The following is a 22935-nucleotide window of genomic DNA, read 5'->3' on the forward strand; positions in this document are numbered from 1 at the left end:
AAAAGCTCACAGTTCGTCTAGCTGAACTTGTTTCAGCTTCTAGTAATAGTGATTTTCAGTCAATTTAGATCCTGAAATAAATTCAGGATGACGTTTTTTAGCTTTTTAAACAGTCCCTTTTTTTGCGCAAGTGGATTCTAATCCAAAACCAGTTCATAACAATGAAAAGGATGCTCGCTCTGCTTCGGAAAGAAGATATCCCCGAGTTTTTTATAGCCCCTTGCTTCATAAAATCTCAGGTTCCGTTGGTTCTGACTAAAGGTATCGAGTCGCACCGAATCATATGCATTTTCTCGCGCAAAGGCTTCGGCAAAATCCATGAGCTTGCGGCCGTTCCCGCTACCCCATTGCTGAGGCTTTGTTGCCAGGCGATGAATATAAAGGTTTCTGCTGTCTTTTGGAGTGAGCCATTCTATGGGTATGTACTCTTCATCCATGTGGGGAGTAAGCACAATAATCCCCTTTAACTCGTCATTTTCCTCCAAAAGAAACAGTTCTTCCTTCTCAATATCTTGTTGCAGTTTTTCAAGAGAGGGATAATGTTCATTCCATTGAAAAACGCCTTTTTCCTGCATGCTTTTAGCGCAGGCTTCGGTGAGATTTTTTATTGAGGTTAAGTCCTTTAGTTCAGCTTTTCGGATCATAGGAGAGGTTATTCAAGGACAAAAATAATTTTTATAGAACGAATTTAAACCTTTACCTATTTAAATAAATTTAATACATTTGCCTCGTTGAATTCGTTCAGCACAATGGGGGATTAGCTCAGCTGGCTAGAGCGTTTGGCTGGCAGCCAAAAGGTCATCGGTTCGACTCCGATATTCTCCACGAAAAACCACTGCGAAAGCGGTGGTTTTTTTATTTTAGACCTGCAAGGTTTCCAAAACCTTCTTGGTCTGTTTTTAATATCTTTCCTTTTAAAAACCTACAAGGTCAAAAAAGACCTTGCAGGTTTGAGATTTGGGTGTAAAGAAATAGTTAGCGGAAAAACTTCTTCCAAAATGCCTTTTTCAAATGCTAAAAGATCAGCAGTTTCCCTGAAGCTTCGGCGCGATATTCTCCACCAAAAGGCATCGCGAAAACGGACTTTTTTTTGGACCTGCAAGGTTTCCAAAACCCTGTAGGTCTGTTTATTATATCCTTCCTTTTTAAAAACCTACAAGGTCTAAAAAAGACCTTGCAGGTTTGTCTAAAAATCAGGTGTCAAAAATGCCTTTTTAGGAAAACTATTTCTTGATGAATTCTGTAGCTTTTTTGATGATCTTCTCTAAAGCAGGAGGAAGTTCCTCCCGTTCCCAGGGATGAGAAGCTTCAAAGACATGATTACTGCCTTTAAGCAAAAATAACTCCGATTGTTTTGCCCATTCCTTAAGCTGATGAGCATTTTCAACATCAACCGTGGGATCATCGGTGCCGTGAACAATTAGATAAGGAATGTTCAATTTTTGAGCCGACCTGGAAATGGTAAGCCGTTCTTCATTGAGAATGAAATCTTCATAGAAATCAAACAGATGCGGCATTTGCTGCTTGGTACGTGCATTTTCGATGTAGGCAATCCCTTTTTGCTTCCAGGCTTCCAGCTCCTCCCCTTTCGGAAAGCGATCTCCAAAATCACTAACAGCAGCCAAAGTGATCAACTTTTGAATTCGCTCGTCTTCAGCAGCTTTTATGACAACAATTCCGCCACCTCGCGAGTGCCCCACGAGTGTGAAGCGGGAGAGATCGGTTAATTTGGCATAAGGAAATTCTTCGCTGCTTATCCAGTCAATTAAAACCTTGAGATCGTCAAGTTCCTTAGTATAGGTATTCTCTCCAAAGGCATCCAGATCTGGAAAATCTATAGGGTCCTCGAGAGTTCCGCCGTTGAAGGCGAAATTAAATTTTATGAATAAGAAGCCATTTCTGGCAAATTCTTCCGCCATCAGGTTCCACGCGCCCCAATCCTTAAAGCCTTTATAGCCGTGACAAAACAGCAATACCGGCTTATTTTCACCTTCTGCAGTATAGAAGACATCTGTTGGGATGGGTCGACCGTGGAGCCCGGGAAGGCTTATATTCTTTTCTTTTTTAACTACCATGTACTTTGTTTAATCTCCTTCTCTACAAAAGGAGTGTTGGGATCACAGATCTCTAAAATAAGATTTTTGAGTTGCATTTTGAATTCCTCCAGTGTTTCAGTAGTAATATCTGTATCCTTGTTAGCACCCCGCCCGGATTTGTCTTTCTTACAGAATTTTAGAAATCCTTCTTTCAGGTTTTTGAAAGAAATAATTCCTGCTTCAGCGGTTTCGGGCAGTGTTTCCTGTTCATTCATCATCAAAGCATATGTCAGGATCTGAAAGGGTTTGCTGTACCTGTCATAGTCGGAGGTGATCTCTTCCCAGTCCACCACCTCAACCTTGGACTGCTCTACTCTGCCGGTCTTGTAATCTATGATGCGCATTTTCCCATTAAATTCATCCACCCGGTCTACAGTACCTTTGAGGTATACCGGGAAATCAAGTTCATCAACAGAAAAAAGAGTCTTCAGCTTTTCTTCTATTTTCAGGATTTTAAGTTCATTTCCGGCCTTGATCTCTTCAATTTCTGACTTTAGGAAATTCCGCACATACCGCCTTGCCACCTCAAAAATGAGCAGGTTCTTTCCGCTATTCAACGGAGCTTTTGTATAATGTTCCCTAAACTGCTTTTCTATTTCGGCATTTGTCGCCTTTAAAGCCTGTTCCAGTTTCTCTACTGTCACTTTTTCCTGTAACCACACCTTATAAAAGGTCTCCAGCGTATCATGCACCACACTTCCAAGGGTATTATAAGCCACGGTTTCTTCCACTTCTTCCCGTTCTTTTAATCCCAGCACGTACTGCTTATAAAAATCCAGCGGATTTCTCATATAAGTGGACAGGGCCGACGGTGAAAACCCTTCGGCTGCTCTCTGTTTGATCTTTTCCATTACTCCGGAAGATTTCAAAATGCTCTTTAATTGTGAAGGAATGGCGGGTACAACCGGACTTATATTAAACTTCTGAAGATGATGATTTGGGTTTGCTTCCATTTCCAGCTGAAGTATAAAGCGGCTCTTCTCACCGGCATTGAGACCATCACTTTCAGTATTATAGAGCAAGTGCACCTGTTCTGCCCGCTGAAGTAAATGGTAGAAGTGATAGGTATAGACGGCATCTTTTTCCTTGTAAGTGGGTAATTTATAGGCGCACTTAAGGTCAAAGGGAATAAAGGAATTACTGCTTTTCCCTGCGGGCAATACTCCTTCATTAACAGAGGTCAAAATGACATTTTTGAAATCCAACACCCGGGATTCGAGCATCCCCATAAGCTGTAGTCCCGAGAATGGTTTTCCGCGGAAATCAACGGTCTTTGAAGACAAAAGATCCTTAAAAATAGAGGCCAGGATCTTGATCGAACTGATGTACGGATACTTCTCCAGCAGATTGTTAAGCTGATTGAGAAGCAAATTCAGCTGATAAAGGAATTCCAGGGTAAGCTTGTCCTTCCCGGCGTCCAGTCTTTCCTTTAAAAGCATCACTAGTTGCTTAAGGACTTTTAAAGCTTTTTGAGGGTCATTGTTCCAGCTTCCAAAACAGATCTCAAACAACTCCTGAAACTCTTCGGGTAGGGAAGAAAATATTTCCTCCCGCGATAAATAGACAAGGTTTTCCCTGCGTATTTGTTCCAGTAACCTGCGGGAGTATCCCCCGGTTACCTGCTGCATTAAGGGATGACTAAGGACGAGCATGATATCCTTATAGTACCTGCTGTCTTCTGCCGGTGTACTGTGAATTTTGAGAAGGTGCTCAAAAAGGAATACTACAGGCGCATTTTGCAGTGCAAAACCCATCGTAACATTCACCTCATCCACATTAGGCGGCAGGGAATTCAAAACAGGAAGCAAAAGACTTTCATCTCCAAGGACTACAGCGGTTTGTTTTAATTCTTCGGGAGATAATTTGGATAACAATTCACCTACATATTTTGCCTGACCAATGTTCTTTGGCACTCCTACTGCTTTAATATCTTTAGAACTCTTGTAGGAAATGGAAATTAGCCTGAAGTCATTCTTTTGGTAATGAGGCCAAGTTTTTAGATAGTTCCGGAGAAAGAGGGATACATCGTGCTGCTCATCATTTAAGAAGCTTTCGTCTACGTCCCAGAAAACTTCAGCCTTTCCTGATGCGAGCAACGTCTGGAAAATATTCTGTTCGGCATTATTAAGAGCATTGAAGCCAATAAAGTAAAACAGCCCCGGGGCAACATCGGCGAATTCATCAATTTTTTCAGAAGCTCTTCTATAGACCATCCCCTGGTAAGCCAGATCTTTCTTCTCGAGTTGCTTGTGCAGTTCTTCATAGTATTCGGGCAGCTTGTTCCAGAAGAGCAGATAGTTCTCCATGAGCGGTGTCCTCTCTTCCTGAAGATACCAATGGTTCATTTCCTGAATGTCTCCCAGGTAACCAAAGAAGGATTTATAATCAATTAAGTACCGGTCAATTTCATTGAAATCGTATAAAAGGGTTTGTGCCCAGGTCGAGAAAGTTTCAAAATTCTCCTGATTTTCCTTTGGAGTACAGGTTAGGTAAGCTGAATAGAATTCAAACAGGGAAGTCACGTTATCAATTGACTTCAATCCCGCCACCTCTTCAGAAAAATTTTCGATGCTCAAGATTCGTGGAGCAAAGATCGGGGAAGAAGAGAGTTGAGAAAGCTGGTGAAGCAAAAAGGCTCCTGCTCTCTTGCTTGGTAAAATAAAGGTGGCTTTAGAAATATCCTCTTCACGGGCCATTATCTCCCTAAGCACCTGTTCAATGAATGTAGTCATGCCCTAAAAATAAAAAACGCCCCGGTCAATCCGAGGCGTTTTTATTACTTTATTTATTCTGGGTTACATATCTGTAGTATCCTCAACAGCCGATGGCTTCATTTCTCTTTCTTTATCAAGAGAGATCTCCACTCTTCTGTTTTCCTGTCTACCCTTGGCAGTCTGGTTTGTGGCGATTGGGTTGTTTTCTCCATAACCTTCTGCAGTTAGACGGGTTTGGGAAATACCTCTTTCCACAAGAGCTTCTCTTACAGATTCTGCTCTTTCTCTCGAAAGCTTCATGTTATAAGATTCACTACCTGTACTGTCTGTATGACCTCCAAGGTGAAAGATCGTCTGTGGATATTCCTCCATGATTTGTGCAATAGCATCAAGGGTTTCCATTGATTCCTGACGAATTGTGGCTTTATTAAGATCAAAGAGTATGGTTCTTGAATACTCATTCAATTCTTCGATCACCTCAACTGTTGGCTCTGGACATCCGTTGTTTGCAGCAGTTCCTGCTACTTCAGGACATTCATCATCCTTGTCAAGGACACCGTCATTGTCCATATCCTGCCATGGGCAACCATTGTTCTCTGCAGGACCAGCTTCGTTTGGACATTCGTCCTCGCTGTCTCTAATACCATCACCATCTGCATCTGGACATCCGTTCATTTCACGAAGACCGGCTACTGTAGGACATTCGTCATCGATATCTCTAATGCCGTCCCCGTCTGTATCTGGACAACCATTGTACTGAGCAAGACCAGCCTCATTAGGACAATCATCCATTCTATCTTCAATTCCGTCGCCGTCTGAATCAGGACAACCATTGAATTGCTCAAGACCGGCTACTTCAGGACATTCGTCATCTTTGTCGTAAATACCGTCACCATCTGTGTCTTTTCCACCAAAAGCGAACTTAATTCCTGCAGCATGTTGAAAATGTGAATTCATCATATCATCTTCAAACCCGTGCTTGTATATGGTTTGAACTGAAAAGGCAATGTTATCTGAGAACCAGAAATTTAAACCTACTGTTCCGTCTAAAGTTGCAAAACCTTGATCGTCAAGCCAGGTATATCCACCCCCGACACCAATGATCGGGTCCAGCCAGCCTGCGTTAGCATCATTACGGAAGCTGTAGTTAAAAGTACCGTCTAAACCGTAATACATTAGGTCATCACGACCTTCATCTCCAAATTTGTTGATCTGGTTAATAGAACCAGCTCCTTCAAAATAGAATCCGGCTCCAATGTTGCGCGCAACTGATATTCTGGAAAGACCTGCAAGTACATTCCAGTGATCACCGGTATTAAAAAATTCATCAAAATATCCACCTAAGGGAGCATCTTCTCCTGTAGGGTAAAAGTCCACTGCATTAATTCCTATGCCTACGGCCCAGGGATTATTGTCGTCCTGCGCCTGCACGCTGCTAAAGCTCAGGATGAAAAGTGAAGCCAATAAAAAAGTGCTTAGTTGTTTCATATTGAAGAGTTTAATTTTAATTAGTTAGTAGAAACAAAAGTAGACTGATAATCAATATTAACAAAGCTTAATTTAATAAAGTTTTCTTAATTGGACCGTGCATAGCGGTGCTTTAAAGGGTTTCTAGGGCACATTTTTTTGAAAATATGTCAAAATATTAATAATTCTTTAAGGTTTATGATTTTGCATATTTCTGATTAGGAAGTAATTACAGGAGCCAAAGGTCCGCTTTTGTTTGCCTTACAAAAAAAGGAAAAAAAGAAGCCCTTCTTGTAGGAAAGGCTTTACTTCTATTAAGATTTTTTTCTTATTCTATCACCTTAAGTTCTTTTCCGACCTTCGTAAAGGCTGCAATAGCCTTTTTAAGATGTTCTTTTGTATGTGCTGCAGAAAGCTGAACTCTAATTCGGGCCTTACCTTTCGGCACTACCGGATAGAAGAATCCAATAACATAGATCCCCTCTTCCAAAAGCCTGTCTGCCATATCCTGGGAAAGTTTTGCATCATACAGCATCACTGGAACAATGGCGGCTTCTCCATCAATGATCTCAAAACCAGCATCTTTTATTCCCTTTTTAAAGTACCTGGTATTCTCCTTTACTTTATTTCGCAGTGTATCATCATTGGCCAACATATCAAATACCTTGATAGAAGCTCCAACAATAGCGGGAGCTAAGGAATTAGAGAACAAATAAGGACGGGATCTTTGACGAAGTATATCAATGATCTCCTTTTTGGCCACTGTATAGCCACCCATTGCTCCACCAAGCGCTTTTCCAAGGGTTCCGGTAATGATATCTATACGACCCAATACTCCTTTTTCTTCCAGAGTACCGATACCGTCCTGGCCAATAAATCCTGTGGCATGGCATTCATCGATCATCACAAGAGCATCATATTTGTCTGCCAGGTCGCAGATCTTATCCAGCGGTGCTACCAGTCCATCCATAGAAAAAACTCCATCTGTCACTATGATCTTAAAACGTGCTCCTTTTTCATTTGCTGCTTTAAGCTGTTGCTCCAGGTCTTCCATGTTCCCGTTTTCATAGCGGTAGCGTGCTGCCTTACACAACCTTACTCCGTCAATGATAGAGGCGTGATTGAGAGAATCTGAAATGATAGCATCTTCAGCAGTTAACAGGGGTTCGAAAACGCCACCATTTGCATCAAAAGCAGCTGCATAAAGGATGGTGTCTTCCATGCCATAAAAATCGGCGATCTTACGCTCCAGTTCTTTGTGGATGTCCTGCGTTCCGCAAATGAATCTCACGCTGGACATTCCAAAACCGTGTGAATCTAAAGTATCTTTTGCTGCCTGAATAACATCGGGATGAGACGAAAGACCGAGGTAATTGTTCGCACAAAAATTTAAGACCTTTTTTCCGCCCTCAAGACTTATCTCTGCTCCCTGTGGGGAAGTGATAATACGCTCTTTTTTGTATAAGCCTTCTTCTTTAATGTTTTGAATTTCCTTTTCCAGGTATTCTTTCATTTCTCCGTACATAATGTGTGATTTTTTACAAAATTACATTGTTTTAAACATAATTTACCTGAATGTCTTCGTTTATGTAAACCAGGATCATTTTTTCTACATGATAGCCCATTTTTTTGAGCTGCCTACCATACTCGCTTATTTGCTCATGGTGGGTATGGCTCGAAGCACCAGTTTTGTAGTCGATGACACTAACAGTAGTCCCTTTAAAGTTCAGCCGGTCTGGCCGCAACAGAAAACCATCTTCAGAGATCATCTCCCTTTCATTGTAATTCACTACTCCCACCTTGAAGTATTGTCTTAAATCGGGATGTCCCGTCACTTTCACTATTGAATCATTTAGTTCCTCCTTTTCTTCGGAAGTAAAGAGTCCTTCATTTTCAGCACTTTGAAGCACTCCCTCCACATCGGCTTCAGAATCGATCTTAGCGAACAGGTCGTGGATCAACTGGCCTTTTTCAATGGCTTCTTTTTGTTTGGAATTCCACAGAAGGCCAGACCTGGTAATAAAGGAAATTCCATTGCTTTCTGTAGGGGAAGAAAAGAAGTTTTCCTGCAGGAGAGAGTTTGTTGCAGCTTTCTCTACCTCCCACTTTTCCTGTGGATCACCAAAATGGTATTCCTTGCTGCCGTCCCACTTCTCTATAGAACGCAGATAAGAGATCAATAATCCCGAAAAGCGACCGGTGTTCTCATTGCCTTTTTTATCAAGCTCCATTTTTGAAACTACATACAATTGCTGTTCCGGGCGGGTCATGGCAACATATAGAACGTTTAGGGCATCGAGTTGGCTATTACAGCACAATTCGTGGTAAAGCTCCGGAGCCTCACCTTCCCACTCCCTCATTTTTTCGGCTGCACGTAAATAAGCTATTCCAATGTTCGTATCGAGATCTTCGGGTAGATCTATCCATAGATTTTCACGTGCAGTATCATTCAGCAAACTATTGGCGAAAGGATAGATCACTACAGGAAATTCGAGTCCTTTTGCTTTATGTATCGTCATGATCTGCACCGCCTCTTCCCCCTGAGGCACCACTATACTCAGCTCATCCTTCTTTCTCTCCCACTGTTCCAAGAATGCAAAAAATCCTGATCCTTCTTTATTTGAAACTTCATAAACAAAATCCAAATAGAATTGCAGGTAGGCATCCGAGCTTGCTTCCAGGGAAAAGGCCCTGATGATATATTCTACAGCTTCATATACTGAAACTGAGGTTGCTTTTTCGGGAGAAAAATCTATTCCATGATCCTCCAGAGCCTGAAAGAATTCCCGTCCTTCAAGCTCAATTGTTTTCATTAAGAATTCAAATTCCTCTTGAACCTGCAAACTGCTGTTCAACAGGTGATCAAGAATTTCAAACCTCAGCGCCTTGTCCCCGGGATCAAGACAGTACTGTAAAACCGCATTTATGAATAAAATTTTGGGAGATCGGGACAGCAGTAAACTTTCAGCAGAAATCACCGCGACACCGTTCTCACTAAGATGGTTGGCTACGGCAATACTCTCTTTACGGGTGCGGGTTAGAATGCAAATACCCGAAAGCGGCAGACCTTTCCCCTGCACCTCTTGGATGATCTCCAGGACTCTTTGCGGATATACTTCCATTTCTTCGGAAGCATTTTCGGCTTCTATAAAAGAGATGTTGACATATCCCTCCTTGTCACTTACCGGTTGCTGACTACTCTTTAGGAAGAGATCCTGATGGGTTTCATTTAAAAAGACACCTGAAGCGAACTTAAAAAAGGAATTATTGAAATTGACTATGTTTTTAGCGCTACGGTAATTTTTCGGCAGCACGAGCATTTCTACTTCTTCAATGCTAAAGGGATGTCTTTTTTGACAAAGCTCCATAAATTGTTCTGCCTTACCACCTCTCCACCTGTATATCGATTGTTTAGCATCTCCCACCAGGGTAAGGCTTCCGGATTCCCCGTCGGGATTTCCCGCTAAGGTGTTATCGACCAGCGGGATCAAATTTTCCCACTGTAGCTTAGAGGTATCCTGAAATTCATCAATAAAATAATGGCGGTAACGGTCTCCCAGCCTCTCATAAATGAATGGCGCCGGCTGGTCTTTTACTGCTTTTCCAATAGTCGCATTAAATTCAGAGATAAGGACCATGGAATTTTCAGCTTTTATTTCCTCCACCTCAGATTGAATGGCACTTAACAGTGAAAGCGGAACCAGGTTCTTTTCTACTGCCTCCAAAAATTGCAATTTGATGATCCCTTTTTTTGCCTGCTCATAAAGCGCTACTATTTGCGGCTGCAGTTGATCCAGAATAGCTTTTTTTTCGGGGGCTACAGATTTTGAATAAAGAGGTCTGTCTGCCAGATTTATCTGCCAACCTGCAGAGAATTTGACATTGAATTCCCCTTTTTGAAGCTTCAGGAAAAATTTTGGACAGTAAGCTCCACTGAAACAGCTATTATCGAGGTCGTTTTTCTCGAGCAAACAGAAGAATTCGTTCGTCAGTTCAATGATCTCCTTTTCAAGATCCTGCTTCTGAATCCTAATCTCCTCTGCCAGCTTTTTGAAATCACTCATTTCACTGGACTTGAGTATTTCTAAGAATTCCTGACTGGTTTCCTGGGTCAGCAGTTTTGCAATAGCAAAAAGATCCCGGGCTATATCCCAGCTCTTGTCATCATCTGTCTTCGACAGCACGAAACTCACCAGTACTTTCGTAAGCGCCTTATCCTTGCCAGCTTTGCTGATCAACCTGTCAACAGCCTCATTCAACACCTCATCTGTTCGCAACTCCACTTCAAAATTGAGAGGAAGGCCGAGATCCCTGGCGAAGGTTCGCAACACTCTGTGAGTAAAGCCATCAATGGTAGAAACTTCAAAGGACGCGTAGTCATGGATGATATTTTTTAAAATATCCCGACTTTTTGCCTGGATTGAAACCTCAGGAATATTTAAACTTTCAGAAAGATCCTTTAACAAAGCCTTTTCCTTAAAAGACATATCTGCTTTTGACAGAGAATAAAGATTATCAATAATTCGCGACTTAAGTTCCCCTACAGCTTTGTTGGTAAAAGTAATGGCCAGAATATTTTTATATGCATCCCGGCGTGGAGAACCTAATAACAGTATAAGGTATTCTTTAACAAGAGTATAAGTCTTTCCCGAACCTGCAGAAGCGTCATAAATTTTAAAGGAGTTGTGCTGCTTCAAATTTTTTCCTCTAATGTAAGAAATACACCGCAAATCTCCAGAGATCCTGCAGGAAGGACCTTTTTAATTAAATTATTTTCAAGGAGTTGGGATTTCCGATTGCGATTCCTTATTATTATTTGTTTTTCAGCCAAAGGTTTAAGGATTTTATAACATTTTATAATTTCAATTAAATGCGTTTATCCATAATTTTGAGGTTGACTGAATAATAACGTAAAAAAGATAAAATTATGGCTTTTGAGTTACCAAAACTAAAATACGCATTTGATGCACTGGAGCCTCACATTGACGCCAGAACAATGGAGATCCACCACGACAAGCATCATGCAGGCTATACCAGCAAATTGAATGATGCTGTTAAAGGAACAGACATGGAAGGTAAGAATATTGAAAACATACTTACTAACCTGGATATGGAGAATAAAGCTGTTCGTAACAACGGTGGCGGATACTTTAATCACAACCTTTTCTGGGAGATCATGGGACCAAACAGTGGTGGGAAACCACAAGGAGATCTTGCTGCTGCAATAGACAGAGATTTTGGTTCATTTGATGCTTTTAAAGATGAATTCTCTAAAGCAGGTGCGACACAATTCGGTTCGGGATGGGCCTGGTTGTGTGTGCAGGAAGGCGGAAAGCTTGAAGTTTGTTCTTCTGCAAATCAAGATAACCCGTTAATGCCCGGAATTGGGTGCGGCGGATATCCTATTCTTGGAATGGATGTTTGGGAACATGCGTACTACCTGAAATATCAAAACCAACGTCCTGCCTACATTGAAGCTTTCTTTAATGTGATCAATTGGGAAGAAGTATCAAAAAGATACGCACAGCATAAATAAAAAGACCTGCAAAGGTTTTTGATTGTGTCCAGAGCTGCCGGTAATCCCGGCAGCTTTTTTTATGATCTGAAAAAAATGCGCATAAAAAAAGGTGGAAAGCTCCACCTTTTTTTGCCCCAAATCTACCATGAACTTAACCTACTTATGTTATGGCTTTACTAAAGTAGATAAACATCTCATTATCAGAAAGTTTTTTAGACCAACTACAGGGAAAGTTGTTGAAGAGCAAGTGAGCAATGGTGACTGTAAGAATTCTGTAACAAGATCAATTCTCAATCAATTCACCTCCAGGTCTTTCAGCTTTAACTGAAGGCTGATATTTCCCTGAAATTCGTTTTCCTCAATACAATATGCAGCCTTAACGGTTTTACCTTTAGCCACCAGGTCGCACTTCTTACCAAGATCAAAACCAATGGCATCAAAACTTCGGTTGGTCTCTTTCTGGAAAAGCCGGGCTTTCAGATGCCTGTCATTCCCACCTACACAACGGGCATAGCCCGTATCTTTGAGATTTGTGGTCATAAAGACCGGAGACATGTTCCCCGGCCCAAAAGGAGCAAATTGTTTAAGGATCCTGTGGAATTTAGGAGTAATGTCCTTTAGGTCAATTTCAGCATCTATTTGCACTTCGGGAATTAGCAGGTGTGGATCTATGGTCGAAGAAACCACCTCTTCGAATTTTCTTTTAAAGTTCTCATATTGTTCTGAAAGCAAGGTCAATCCTGCAGCATATTTATGACCTCCAAACTGCTCAATGAATTCACTGCAACCTTCGAGGGCATCGTATACATCAAAGCCCCGAACAGAGCGTGCAGAAGCCGCAAGTTTTTCACCGCTTCGGGTAAAAACAAGGGTTGGCCGGTAGTAGGTTTCGGTTAGTCTTGACGCCACAATACCTATAACACCTTTATGCCATGTCTCCCTGTAAACCACCGTCGTTTTTCTTTCCTGCTCATTGAGCTCTTCAATTTGCGCCAGCGCCTCTTCGGTAATTACTTTATCTGTATCCCTGCGATCCTTGTTATATTCTTCTATTTCGGCAGCAAAGATTCTCGCCTGTGCCATATCTTCCTCCGTTAGGAGGTTAACTGCATGCAGACCGTGCTTCATCCTGCCGGCGGCATTGATTCGCGGTGCGATAATAAAGACAACATCGGTCAATGTTAGCTGATCCTTTTTTACCTGTTCGAGGATTGCAGAAAAACCAGCCCTTGGGGCTGCATTAATTACCTGAAGCCCGTGATATGCCAAAATCCGGTTTTCGCCTGTGACGGGAACGATATCTGCACCAATAGCAGTAGCTACGAGGTCCAGGTACGGAATGAGCAAATCAAAGGACTCTCCCCGTTTTTGATTTAAAGCCTGAAGCAACTTAAACCCCACTCCACAACCGCAAAGTTCCTTGTAAGGATACTCGCAATCCTGCCTCTTTGGGTCGAGTACGGCAACTGCCGAAGGAATTTCGGCACCCGGCCTGTGGTGGTCACATATAATAAAGTCAATGCCTTTTTCTGAAGCATAGGCCACTTTGTCTATGGCTTTAATTCCGCAGTCAAGGGCAATGATCAGGCTAATGTCATTATCTGCAGCAAAGTCAATTCCTTTATACGAGACCCCATACCCTTCTTCATACCTGTCTGGAATGTAAGTAGCTACATTGGGATAGATCTTCTTTAGATAGGATGAGACAAGTGCTACACTGGTAGTTCCATCAACATCATAATCCCCGAAGACCATTATATTTTCCTCTTTTTGAAACGCCAGTTCAATACGGTCTATTGCTAGGTCCATATCTTTCATGAGATATGGATCATGTAGATCCTCCAGGCTCGGCCTGAAGAATTTTTTTGCCGCTTCGAAGGTAGTGATCCCGCGCTGGGCCAAAAGGGAGGCTATGGGTTTATCTACACCCAGCACTGCAATAAGATGGTCTACAGCTTGAGAATCGGGTTTAGGTTTTAAGGTCCAGCGCATAATTTTTTTTCAAAAATACATATTGTTACCAGAAATTTTCCTCCTACAGTTATTCCTGATTGAGGAATTGAAGAAAATTCTTTCTATCTAATGAGCCAAAAATGATATTTTTCCAACCTCCTTGTTTTTTATGTAAATTGGCTGAAACAACTTCAGCATGAAACTAAAATGGATTCTTCTACTGCTTTGTACATTCAGTCTTGCTTGTAACTCCGACGCTATAAAAACCGAAAAGGCTGAGGAAAGCTTTACAATATCGAATTCTGAAAATCTGGAGTTCCTCTTATCACCCGGCATTCCTATTGAAGGCGGATTTAGCATTTACGAGCAAGCAGAACATTTTGAAGTAAGTGAAATACAGATCAAAGACAAAGGTGTGGTCTATTTGTACACTCCGGAAGCAGGATTTACAGGTACAGATATTGTAAAGATAAAAAGAGAGGATTCAAACGGAGCTGAGATCTACGCTCAGACCATTACCACTATCAAAATTAACGTAACGGAATAGTTTTATTTCCCGGCAACTATAACTACTATTTCCCCTTTTGGAGGTTTTTTTTCGTAATGGGCAAGGACTTCAGCTGCAGTTCCTCTCACTGTTTCTTCATGAAGCTTGGTGATCTCCCTCGACACTGAAACCTGCCGATCTTCTCCAAAAAATTCAGCAATCTGGGCCAAGGTCTTCAGGAGTTTGTGTGGCGATTCATAAAGAATGATGGTACGGGTTTCCTGCGCCAAAAATTCGAAACGAGTCTGTCTCCCCTTCTTTACCGGGAGGAAACCTTCAAAAACGAACTTGTCATTTGGTAATCCGCTATTGACAAGTGCAGGTACAAAAGCTGTTGCTCCGGGAAGACAATCTACTTCTAATCCGGCTTCTACACAGGCCCGGGTAAGTAAAAACCCCGGATCGCTTATGGCGGGAGTTCCGGCATCACTGATTAAAGCTACGTTCTTTCCATTTTGAATTTGCCTCACAATACCTTCCACCGTTTTATGCTCGTTGTGCATGTGGTGACTCTGCATGTGGGTATCGATCTCAAAATGCTTCAAAAGTTTCCCGCTGTTGCGGGTATCTTCAGCCAGTATAAGATCCACCTCCTTTAGAACCCGAATAGCCCGAAAGGTCATATCTTCCAGATTGCCTATAGGAGTTGGCACCAGATAAAGTTTTGCCATGAATATTTTCTAATCGAATTTCTTCTCAACAATTGCGAGAAACCTGCTTTCGTACTCTTCCTTTCCTTCCCAGTTGTTATAGTCGGGCTTTACTATATTGGAGACAAAGTTAAAAGCTTCTTCCTTTGATTTTATAGTGTTGAGCTGCGATAGCACCCGGTTGTAGTCTGATGTACTCCCGTCAAAAAGGTGCTTTACAAAGGCCATTCGATCATTAAGACCAACGTTAATACCTTTTTTGAGTCGGTCGTTGAGAGAACGGGGTTTGTCCTGAGATGAGCCCGAACGGTTCACAGGTTCGAATTGAGGGAGGTTGTCGTAGTGAACGCCTCCTATATCCTTCATGTCATTCTTCTTGTAGTTGCCAGATTCTATATGAGCAAAAAGATCGTCTATCTGCTGAGTTTCCGGAGGCATCTGGGCCACAATATCCTTAATTTTTTCGGTATTAGGTTCGGTAATTTCTTCGGAGTCATTATACTCTAGACCGGTAGGATTATATTCATCCGGTTCGGGAGCAGCTGTTTTCTGTTTTACAGGTTCAGGCTTTTTGGCAGATGCTTTCTCCTCCTGCTTCTTTTCTTTTGGAGCTTCAACTGTTTGAGCGGTTTTCACCACTTCCTGTTCCCTTTTTTCCGCGGCAGAATAAAGATTGGATTCTGTGAAGTTATAAATGGTAAGTTTTTCGTACAACCTTTTTGCCAACTCCTTCAACTCTCCTGTGGAAACCCGTTCTTCATCTTTTAAAAGAGTAATTTTTTCGGCTAAAGCCACTAAATCTTCTTTCAACTGCTTTTTCATAACTTTCATACTTGCAAACTAAATGCGGTTGTATTTTTAATAAATTTGTGTCACCTTTATCAAAAGCGACATCTGCTTTTTGGTCTTGAAAAATACAAAATGTTTCTCGAAAATACAGTAAATCATAAGGAGCAATTTGGGTGGATTGAAGTTATATGCGGTTCGATGTTCTCGGGAAAGACCGAAGAGCTTATACGCAGGCTCAAGCGTGCCAAATTTGCCAAACAAAAGGTCGAGATTTTCAAACCGGCCATAGACACGCGATATAATGAGGAAATGGTAGTTTCCCACGACTCCAATGAGATTAGGTCTACACCGGTACCTGCTGCTGCCAATATTAGGTTGTTGGCAGATGACTGTGATGTGGTGGGCATCGACGAAGCTCAATTCTTTGATCAGGAAATAGTCTCCGTATGTAACGATCTTGCGAACAGAGGTGTGAGAGTTATAGTTGCCGGTCTTGACATGGATTTTAAGGGAAATCCCTTTGGACCTATGCCAAATCTTATGGCAACTGCGGAGTACGTAACAAAAGTACATGCCGTTTGTACCCGCACGGGAAATCTCGCCCAATACAGTTACCGTAAGACATCAAATGAAGATCTAGTAATGCTGGGCGAGACCGAGGAGTATGAGCCTCTTAGCAGGGGAGCTTTCTACAAAGCCCGGTTAAAAGAAAAACTTAGAAATTTCGAGGTAAAAGACCCTGAAGAATTAAGAGATACAAAAAGAAGTGAACATGCCGAAAGCCAGGGAGACCGTACTTGAGATTGACCTCAATGCCTTAGCGCACAACTATAATTATATAAGATCCAAAATAGATAAAGACGTCAAGTTCATGGCTGTAGTCAAGGCTTTTGGCTATGGAAGTGATGTTACAGGAATAGCAAGAAAATTGGTGGAACTGGGTGCTGATTATTTTGCGGTAGCCTACACCTCGGAAGGGATCGCTCTTCGACACGCGGGTATTGAAACTCTCATTCTGGTACTTCACCCACAGTCGGCAAACTTTGATGATATTATCAAATACTGCCTGGAGCCCAGTCTTTACAGCAAGTTTGTCCTGGAAGAGTTTATTAAAACTGCGGAAAAGCAGAAACTTCAGAATTATCCGGTGCACCTGAAGTTCAATACGGGTTTGAACCGGCTTGGCTTTTCACAAAAGGAAACTCCGGTAGTTAGAGATCTGCTGAAGGGCACAACAGCAGTAAAAGCAAAATCCTTCTTTTCGCACCTTGCCGCAAGTGAAGACTGGAGAGAAAGAGAATTTACCCTCGAGCAGATCTATACTTTCAGGAAAATAGCATTGAAGCTTTATGACGAACTGGGATACCGGCCTATGCTGCACATTTGCAATACCTCTGGAATAATAAATTATCCCAAAGCACATTTTGACATGGTGAGATCGGGAATTGGTCTTTATGGTTTTGGAAATGATGAGCCCGAAGACCAAAAGCTAAAACCAATTGGTACGTTAAAAACAATAATCTCTCAAATCCACACCATGCAAAAAGGTGAGACTTTGGGTTATAACCGTGCTTTTACCGCTGAAAAAACCACCAAAACCGCCACCCTGCCCATAGGTCATGCCGACGGAATCAACAGGCAGTATGGCAACGGTCGTGCAGGTGTAATTATCAATGGAGAGTATGCGCCCATTATTGGGAACGTGTGTATGGACATGATCATGGTAAACATTACCGGAATTGAATGTGAGGAGGGAGATGAAGTCATTGTTTTTGGAGGACCGCAACATGCCACGGAATTCGCTGCAAAAGGAAATACCATCTCCTACGAACTGATCACAGGGATCTCACAAAGAGTAAAAAGGATATTAATAGAAAATTAATTTTTACTTTTACTTCAAACCAACTCACTAATTATGGCATTTTTTAAAGATTTTAAAGCCTTTCTAATGAAAGGCGACATCATCGCTCTGGCTACAGCCGTAGTGGTAGGAGCTGCTTTTAATAAGATCGTTTCTTCTGTAGTGGCCGATATTATCATGCCGCTCATAGGAGTGATCACCGGCGGAGTCGATTTTTCTCAGAAGTTCATATCCCTGGATGGAAACAATTACGAAACCCTGGACGCAGCAAAAGAAGCCGAAGCGGCAGTTCTCACCTACGGAAATGTTATACAGGCCATCATCTACTTTATTATCGTAGCTTTCTTTATTTTCCTGGTGCTACGAGCCTATGAAAAAACCAAGACGAAAAAAGAAGCTCCAAAAGTGACGGAACCAAAAGGAGCTTCACAAGAACAGCTGCTAACCGAAATACGGGATGAGCTGAGAAAAAGGAATTCGTGAAAAACCTGATCCTGCATCACCTCGACACTTTCATTCCTGCCATTTTATTAATGGCTTTCTGGGAGTCAATAATACCGGAAATAAGTCTGACGCTTTTGATGGTCTATGCTCTTGTTTACCGCACATGGCTGGATGGAAACAGGTTACACCTCAAAGGCCTGATCTCAAAAGAAGATATTTGGAAAATAGCCTATAACGGCTCCCGAATCACTTATTTAAAAGCTTTATATTTGCAGAAATAGATTAAAAGACACGTAGTAACCGCTACGCTACATATCCTAATCCTAAACCCCCGCCACAAGTGGGGGTATTTTTTGCTGAACATTCTATATTTAACAATCTGTTCAAAGTGGTTATAAAAATGTTGTCATTCCACAATTTTCTTCCGGCCATAGACTTAGTTTTCAAGGAGTACAATACCTTTGCACTCAAATTCATGAAGATCTAAAACCCTTTAAAAATTTCCTTTCAAAAAGGTCTTTTTAAGGAGGCATAAATTTTAAAGAACATAAAATATGAAAGTAGCAGTTGTAGGAGCCACCGGAATGGTGGGACAGGTGATGTTAAAAGTACTCGCGGAAAGAAATTTTCCTGTGACCGAATTACTCCCGGTAGCTTCAGAAAGATCTGTGGGAAATAAGATCAGCTTTAATGATAAAGAATATGAAGTAATTGGTTTGGAAGAGGCCGTGGCTCGACGCCCGGACATTGCACTTTTTTCAGCTGGAGGTGAAACTTCACTTGAATGGGCGCCAAAGTTTGCCGAAGCAGGAACAACAGTGATCGACAACTCTTCGGCCTGGAGAATGCATCCTGATAAAAAGCTCGTGGTACCGGAGATAAATGCTTCAGAATTAACAAAGGAAGACAAGATCATTGCAAACCCAAACTGTTCCACAATTCAGATGGTGATGGCCCTTGCACCTTTACATAAGACGTACGGCGTAAAGAGAGTAGTGGTTTCAACCTATCAATCCATTACCGGTACAGGTGTAAAGGCGGTACAGCAGCTGGAAAACGAATATAAAGGCGAACAGGGAGAAATGGCTTATCCTTACCCTATTCACCGTAATGCGATCCCCCAGTGTGATGTTTTCGAAGAGAACGGTTACACAAAGGAAGAAATGAAACTCACCAATGAGACAAAGAAGATCCTTAAAGATGATTCTGTTCACGTCACTGCTACGGCAATAAGAATTCCGGTCGTTGGTGGGCATAGCGAATCTGTGAATGTCACTTTTGAAAAAGATTTTGAGATTAGTGATGTAAGGAATCTTTTGAATGATTTTCCCGGGGTGACCGTACAGGATAATACCGATGTCAAAACTTATCCCATGCCTATTTATGCCGAAGGAAAGGATGATGTCTTTGTTGGAAGAATAAGGAGGGATCTATCCCAGGAAAATTCCCTGAACATGTGGATTGTAGCCGACAACCTTAGAAAAGGGGCAGCCACTAATGCTGTGCAAATAGCCGAATATCTGGTAGAAAACAAACTGGTGTAATCCGGCCGAAAAGGCCATTTTTTAGAAGCTTTTTTGAGGCTGCACCTTCGAGTGCAGCCTTTCTTCTTAAAGTTGTCAGGAATTTCTTTAATTTTAGGACCGTTCTTAAAACCTGAAATATGAAAAAAACAATATTTACTGTACTGGCTGCCGGAGCACTGGCTTCTTGCGGTGGTACACAACAACAGGAAACACCCGTTCCCCCAACCCCACAAACTCCATCTACAGCTTTGGAATATCCCGAAACCCGTAAAGGTAATACCGTAGACACCTATTTTGGAACTGAAGTCAAAGATCCTTATCGATGGCTGGAAGATGATCGAAGCGCCGAGACCGAAGCATGGGTAAAGGCTCAGAACGCAGTAACATTTGCGTATCTCAACCAGATCCCTTTTAGAGATGAACTGAAAGAGAGACTGACTGAGCTTTGGAACTATGAAAAGTTGAGTGCTCCCAATGAAGAAGGCGGATGGATCTACTTCAGTAAAAATGACGGACTTCAGAATCAAAGTGTGATCTATCGCAAGAAATCTGAAGACGCAACGCCCGAAGTCTTCCTTGATCCAAATAAATTCAGTGAAGATGGTACTACTTCTCTCGCCGGAATGAGTTTTTCAGAAGATGGAAAGACTCTTGCCTATAGCATTTCTGAAGGCGGAAGCGACTGGAGAAAAGTTATCATTATGGATGCTGAAACCAGGGAGATAAAAGAAGATACTTTAATTGATGTCAAGTTCAGCGGAATTTCGTGGAAAGGCAACGAAGGTTTTTACTATTCAAGCTATGACAAACCTGAAGGAAGTGAGCTCTCGGCCAAGACAGACCAGCATAAACTCTATTACCACAAGTTAGGTACTCCACAGAGCCAGGACAAGGTGGTCTTTGGAGCCAGTCCTGAGCAAAAGCACCGCTATGTAGGCGGGAATGTTTCTGAAGACAACCGTTACCTGTTTATTTCCGCAAGGACTTCAACATCTGGTGGTAAGCTGTTCATGATGGACCTTACCAAAGATAATCCAACTCTAGACACCATAGTAGGACATGAAGAAAACGAAAGTTATGTAATAGATAACCGCGGCAGCAAATTGTTCATAGTAACAAACATGGACGCTCCAAACAGGAAGATTGTCACCGTTGATGCTGCCAATCCTACACCTGAGAATTGGGTTGATCTCATTCCGGAAACCGAAAACGTGCTTAGCCCTTCTACAGGAGGTGGATATATCTTTGCTGAATACATGCAGGATGCTGTCTCTAATGTGAAACAGTTCGATTACGAAGGTAAACTGGTAAGAGAAGTCGAACTACCGGGAATTGGAACTGTAGGAGGCTTTGGCGGAGAAAAAGATGAGAAGGATCTATATTACAGTTATACTAACTATGTTACCCCCGGAAGTATCTACAAGTACAATGTAGAAAGCGGAACTTCAGAATTATACAATCGTCCAGATGTGAACTTTGATCCCGATAACTACACCAGCGAACAAGTTTTCTATACTTCAAAAGATGGGACAAAGGTGCCAATGATCATTACCTATAAAAAAGGAACCCAGATGAACGGGAAAAATCCGACAATTCTTTATGGATATGGCGGATTCAATGTGAGTCTTACCCCTTCCTTCAGTATTGCAAATGCAGTATGGATGGAGCAAGGCGGAATCTATGCGGTTCCAAATCTTCGCGGTGGTGGAGAGTACGGTAAGGAGTGGCACGATGCAGGTACTCAAATGCAAAAACAGAACGTTTTTGACGATTTCATTGCAGCTGCAGAGTACCTTATTGACAACAACTATACATCAAGAGATTACCTGGCCATTCGGGGCGGATCAAATGGAGGCCTTCTGGTTGGAGCTACTATGACTCAGCGCCCAGACCTCATGAAAGTTGCATTACCGGCTGTTGGTGTTCTGGATATGCTTCGCTACCACACCTTTACCGCGGGTGCAGGTTGGGCTTATGACTATGGAACTGCTGAACAGAGTGAAGCTATGTTCAACTACCTTAAAGGTTATTCTCCTGTTCACAATGTAAAAAGCGGAGTGGAATATCCTGCGACCTTGATTACTACGGGAGATCACGACGATCGCGTAGTTCCTGCTCATTCCTTCAAGTTTGCTGCCGAACTTCAGGAAAAGCAGGCAGGAGATAAGCCGGTGTTAATAAGGATCGAAACTAATGCAGGGCATGGTGCCGGTACTCCCGTGAGTAAAACAATCGAACAATATGCAGACATCTTTGGTTTTACACTTTACAACATGGGATTCGATAGTCTTCCCAAAAATGTAGATTAGCAGAACCCTAAAAATTTTTCACCTTTTTAAAAGCCTTCTCACGAAGGCTTTTTCTCTTTTAAAACTGTAAATTTACACTTCAAGAAGTCCCCATGTTAAAGGTAAAAAATCTTTCTTTCGCTTATGGAGAAAAGCCGGTCATAAAGAACCTTAGCTTTAGCATTGAGAAAGGGGAAATTGTTTCTATTATTGGTGCAAGCGGCTGTGGAAAGAGCACTCTCCTTCAGTCTGTTTATGGACTTCACCATGTGGACGGAAAGATCTTCTGGAATGAAAAACAACTCCTGGGTCCCAATTTCAATATTGTTCCAGGAGAAGAATTCATGAAGTACCTCACACAGGACTTTGATCTCATGCCACCTTTGAGTGTGGCCGAGAACGTTGGCAAATACCTGTCCAATGCTTTTCCCCGCAAAAAACAGAAAAGGGTGAATGAACTGCTCGACCTGGTAGAAATGAGGGAGCTTGCGAAAGTAAAAGCGAAATTCCTTAGTGGAGGCCAGCAACAGCGTGTCGCTCTCGCGAGGACCTTGGCCAAACCTCCCGAAGTCCTGCTTCTGGATGAACCCTTTAGCCATATTGACCACTTTAGGAAAAATAAGCTAAGAAGAAACCTTTTTAGCCACCTCAAGAGAAACGGAGTTACTGTACTCATTGCAACCCATGATAGTACTGATGCACTTTCTTATGCCGATAAAACTATTGTGATGAAAGCCGGCAGGTTAATTGCACTTGGTTCTCCCCAGGAGCTTTACAGCAATCCTAAAAATGCCTATGTAGCTTCACTTTTCGGGGAGGTCAATGAATTACCGGCTGCGCTCTTCATAAAAAATCTGCCAACAAGAAAAAAGGTGATTTTATATCCTCATGAGATTGAAATTACTAATACAGGCAGATATAAGGCAGTTGTCAAAAACCATTTTTTCAGAGGAAGTCACTTCTTAGTCGAAGTGGAAATGGAAGGGCAGGTAATCTTCATAGAAGATCCAAGAAGCTGGATAAAGGGGGAGCCTGTTAGTCTTTCCATTAACCCTGAATTACTCCAGAAAAGGATTAAATAA

18 protein-coding genes and 1 tRNA gene are annotated in these 22935 nt (G+C 42.0%); 10 read left to right on the top strand and 9 right to left on the bottom strand.

Annotation, left to right across the window (positions count from 1 at the left end):
* Positions 1–137 precede the first annotated feature (137 nt).
* Entirely contained in the window at positions 138–644 is a 507-nt protein-coding gene (locus tag VR862_RS06255; protein ID WP_324720120.1) for a GNAT family N-acetyltransferase, read from the bottom strand.
* A 107-nt stretch (positions 645–751) separates the two neighbouring features.
* Here VR862_RS06255 and VR862_RS06260 point away from each other — a divergent pair.
* Positions 752–825: transfer RNA gene (locus VR862_RS06260), tRNA-Ala, on the top strand.
* Positions 826–1223: 398 nt separating this feature from the next.
* Here VR862_RS06260 and VR862_RS06265 read toward each other — a convergent pair.
* The 5 genes from VR862_RS06265 to VR862_RS06285 all read right to left on the bottom strand — a co-directional run bounded on the left by VR862_RS06265 (position 1224) and on the right by VR862_RS06285 (position 10974).
* Positions 1224–2075 carry an alpha/beta hydrolase family protein gene (locus VR862_RS06265; RefSeq protein ID WP_324720121.1) on the bottom strand — a complete coding sequence of 284 codons (852 nt, stop codon included), beginning with the start codon at positions 2073–2075 and terminating at the stop codon, positions 1224–1226.
* A complete protein-coding gene (locus VR862_RS06270) occupies positions 2069–4828 on the bottom strand; it encodes a PD-(D/E)XK nuclease family protein (RefSeq protein WP_324720122.1) in 2760 nt (919 codons plus the stop codon). The genes VR862_RS06265 and VR862_RS06270 overlap by 7 nt, the downstream gene beginning before the upstream one ends.
* 63 nt (positions 4829–4891) lie before the next feature.
* Positions 4892–6298, bottom strand: a complete 1407-nt coding sequence (locus VR862_RS06275) for an OmpA family protein (RefSeq protein WP_324720123.1) — start codon at positions 6296–6298, stop codon at positions 4892–4894.
* A 307-nt stretch (positions 6299–6605) separates the two neighbouring features.
* A complete protein-coding gene (gene kbl / locus VR862_RS06280; RefSeq protein WP_324720124.1) occupies positions 6606–7802 on the bottom strand; it encodes a glycine C-acetyltransferase in 1197 nt (398 codons plus the stop codon).
* A gap of 31 nt (positions 7803–7833) precedes the next feature.
* Positions 7834–10974, bottom strand: coding sequence for a UvrD-helicase domain-containing protein (locus tag VR862_RS06285; RefSeq protein WP_324720125.1), 3141 nt, complete (start codon positions 10972–10974; stop codon positions 7834–7836).
* A gap of 230 nt (positions 10975–11204) precedes the next feature.
* Here VR862_RS06285 and VR862_RS06290 point away from each other — a divergent pair, with 230 nt between their 5' ends.
* On the top strand, positions 11205–11813 hold the full coding sequence (locus VR862_RS06290) for a superoxide dismutase (protein ID WP_324720126.1): 609 nt from the start codon (positions 11205–11207) through the stop codon (positions 11811–11813).
* A gap of 276 nt (positions 11814–12089) precedes the next feature.
* Here VR862_RS06290 and recJ read toward each other — a convergent pair whose 3' ends face one another.
* Positions 12090–13787 carry a single-stranded-DNA-specific exonuclease RecJ gene (gene recJ, locus VR862_RS06295; RefSeq protein ID WP_324720127.1) on the bottom strand — a complete coding sequence of 566 codons (1698 nt, stop codon included), beginning with the start codon at positions 13785–13787 and terminating at the stop codon, positions 12090–12092.
* A 157-nt stretch (positions 13788–13944) separates the two neighbouring features.
* On the opposite strand from recJ, the gene VR862_RS06300 reads away from it, so the two are divergent.
* Positions 13945–14295, top strand: coding sequence for a hypothetical protein (locus VR862_RS06300; RefSeq protein ID WP_324720128.1), 351 nt, complete (start codon positions 13945–13947; stop codon positions 14293–14295).
* A 2-nt stretch (positions 14296–14297) separates the two neighbouring features.
* On the opposite strand, the gene rsmI is transcribed toward VR862_RS06300, so the two are convergent.
* Complete coding sequence (gene rsmI / locus VR862_RS06305) at positions 14298–14966, bottom strand: 16S rRNA (cytidine(1402)-2'-O)-methyltransferase (RefSeq protein ID WP_324720129.1); 669 nt, start codon at positions 14964–14966, stop codon at positions 14298–14300.
* Positions 14967–14975: 9 nt separating this feature from the next.
* A complete protein-coding gene (locus tag VR862_RS06310) occupies positions 14976–15767 on the bottom strand; it encodes a DUF8457 domain-containing protein (RefSeq protein ID WP_324720130.1) in 792 nt (263 codons plus the stop codon).
* 99 nt (positions 15768–15866) lie between these two features.
* Between VR862_RS06310 and VR862_RS06315 the strand changes: the two genes are divergently transcribed.
* From VR862_RS06315 to VR862_RS06345, 7 genes are all read left to right on the top strand, one after another.
* Positions 15867–16535: a thymidine kinase gene (locus VR862_RS06315; RefSeq protein ID WP_324720131.1), complete on the top strand. Its 669-nt coding sequence runs from the start codon at positions 15867–15869 to the stop codon at positions 16533–16535.
* The gene (alr, locus tag VR862_RS06320) at positions 16507–17616 is read left to right on the top strand and encodes an alanine racemase (protein WP_324720132.1); all 1110 of its coding nucleotides are present in this window, start codon (positions 16507–16509) and stop codon (positions 17614–17616) included. Before VR862_RS06315 ends, alr begins: the two co-directional genes overlap by 29 nt.
* Before the next feature lie 33 nt (positions 17617–17649).
* Positions 17650–18078 carry a large conductance mechanosensitive channel protein MscL gene (gene mscL / locus VR862_RS06325; RefSeq protein WP_324720133.1) on the top strand — a complete coding sequence of 143 codons (429 nt, stop codon included), beginning with the start codon at positions 17650–17652 and terminating at the stop codon, positions 18076–18078.
* Entirely contained in the window at positions 18075–18320 is a 246-nt protein-coding gene (locus tag VR862_RS06330) for a hypothetical protein (RefSeq protein ID WP_324720134.1), read from the top strand. The genes mscL and VR862_RS06330 overlap by 4 nt, the downstream gene beginning before the upstream one ends.
* 273 nt (positions 18321–18593) lie before the next feature.
* Positions 18594–19583, top strand: coding sequence for an aspartate-semialdehyde dehydrogenase (locus VR862_RS06335; protein WP_324720135.1), 990 nt, complete (start codon positions 18594–18596; stop codon positions 19581–19583).
* Positions 19584–19702: 119 nt separating this feature from the next.
* Complete coding sequence (locus tag VR862_RS06340) at positions 19703–21874, top strand: prolyl oligopeptidase family serine peptidase (RefSeq protein WP_324720136.1); 2172 nt, start codon at positions 19703–19705, stop codon at positions 21872–21874.
* 92 nt (positions 21875–21966) lie between these two features.
* Positions 21967–22935, top strand: a complete 969-nt coding sequence (locus VR862_RS06345) for an ABC transporter ATP-binding protein (RefSeq protein WP_324720137.1) — start codon at positions 21967–21969, stop codon at positions 22933–22935.

Origin of the sequence: Salinimicrobium aquimaris (genome assembly GCF_035607535.1) — a bacterium.
GTDB lineage: Bacteria > Bacteroidota > Bacteroidia > Flavobacteriales > Flavobacteriaceae > Salinimicrobium.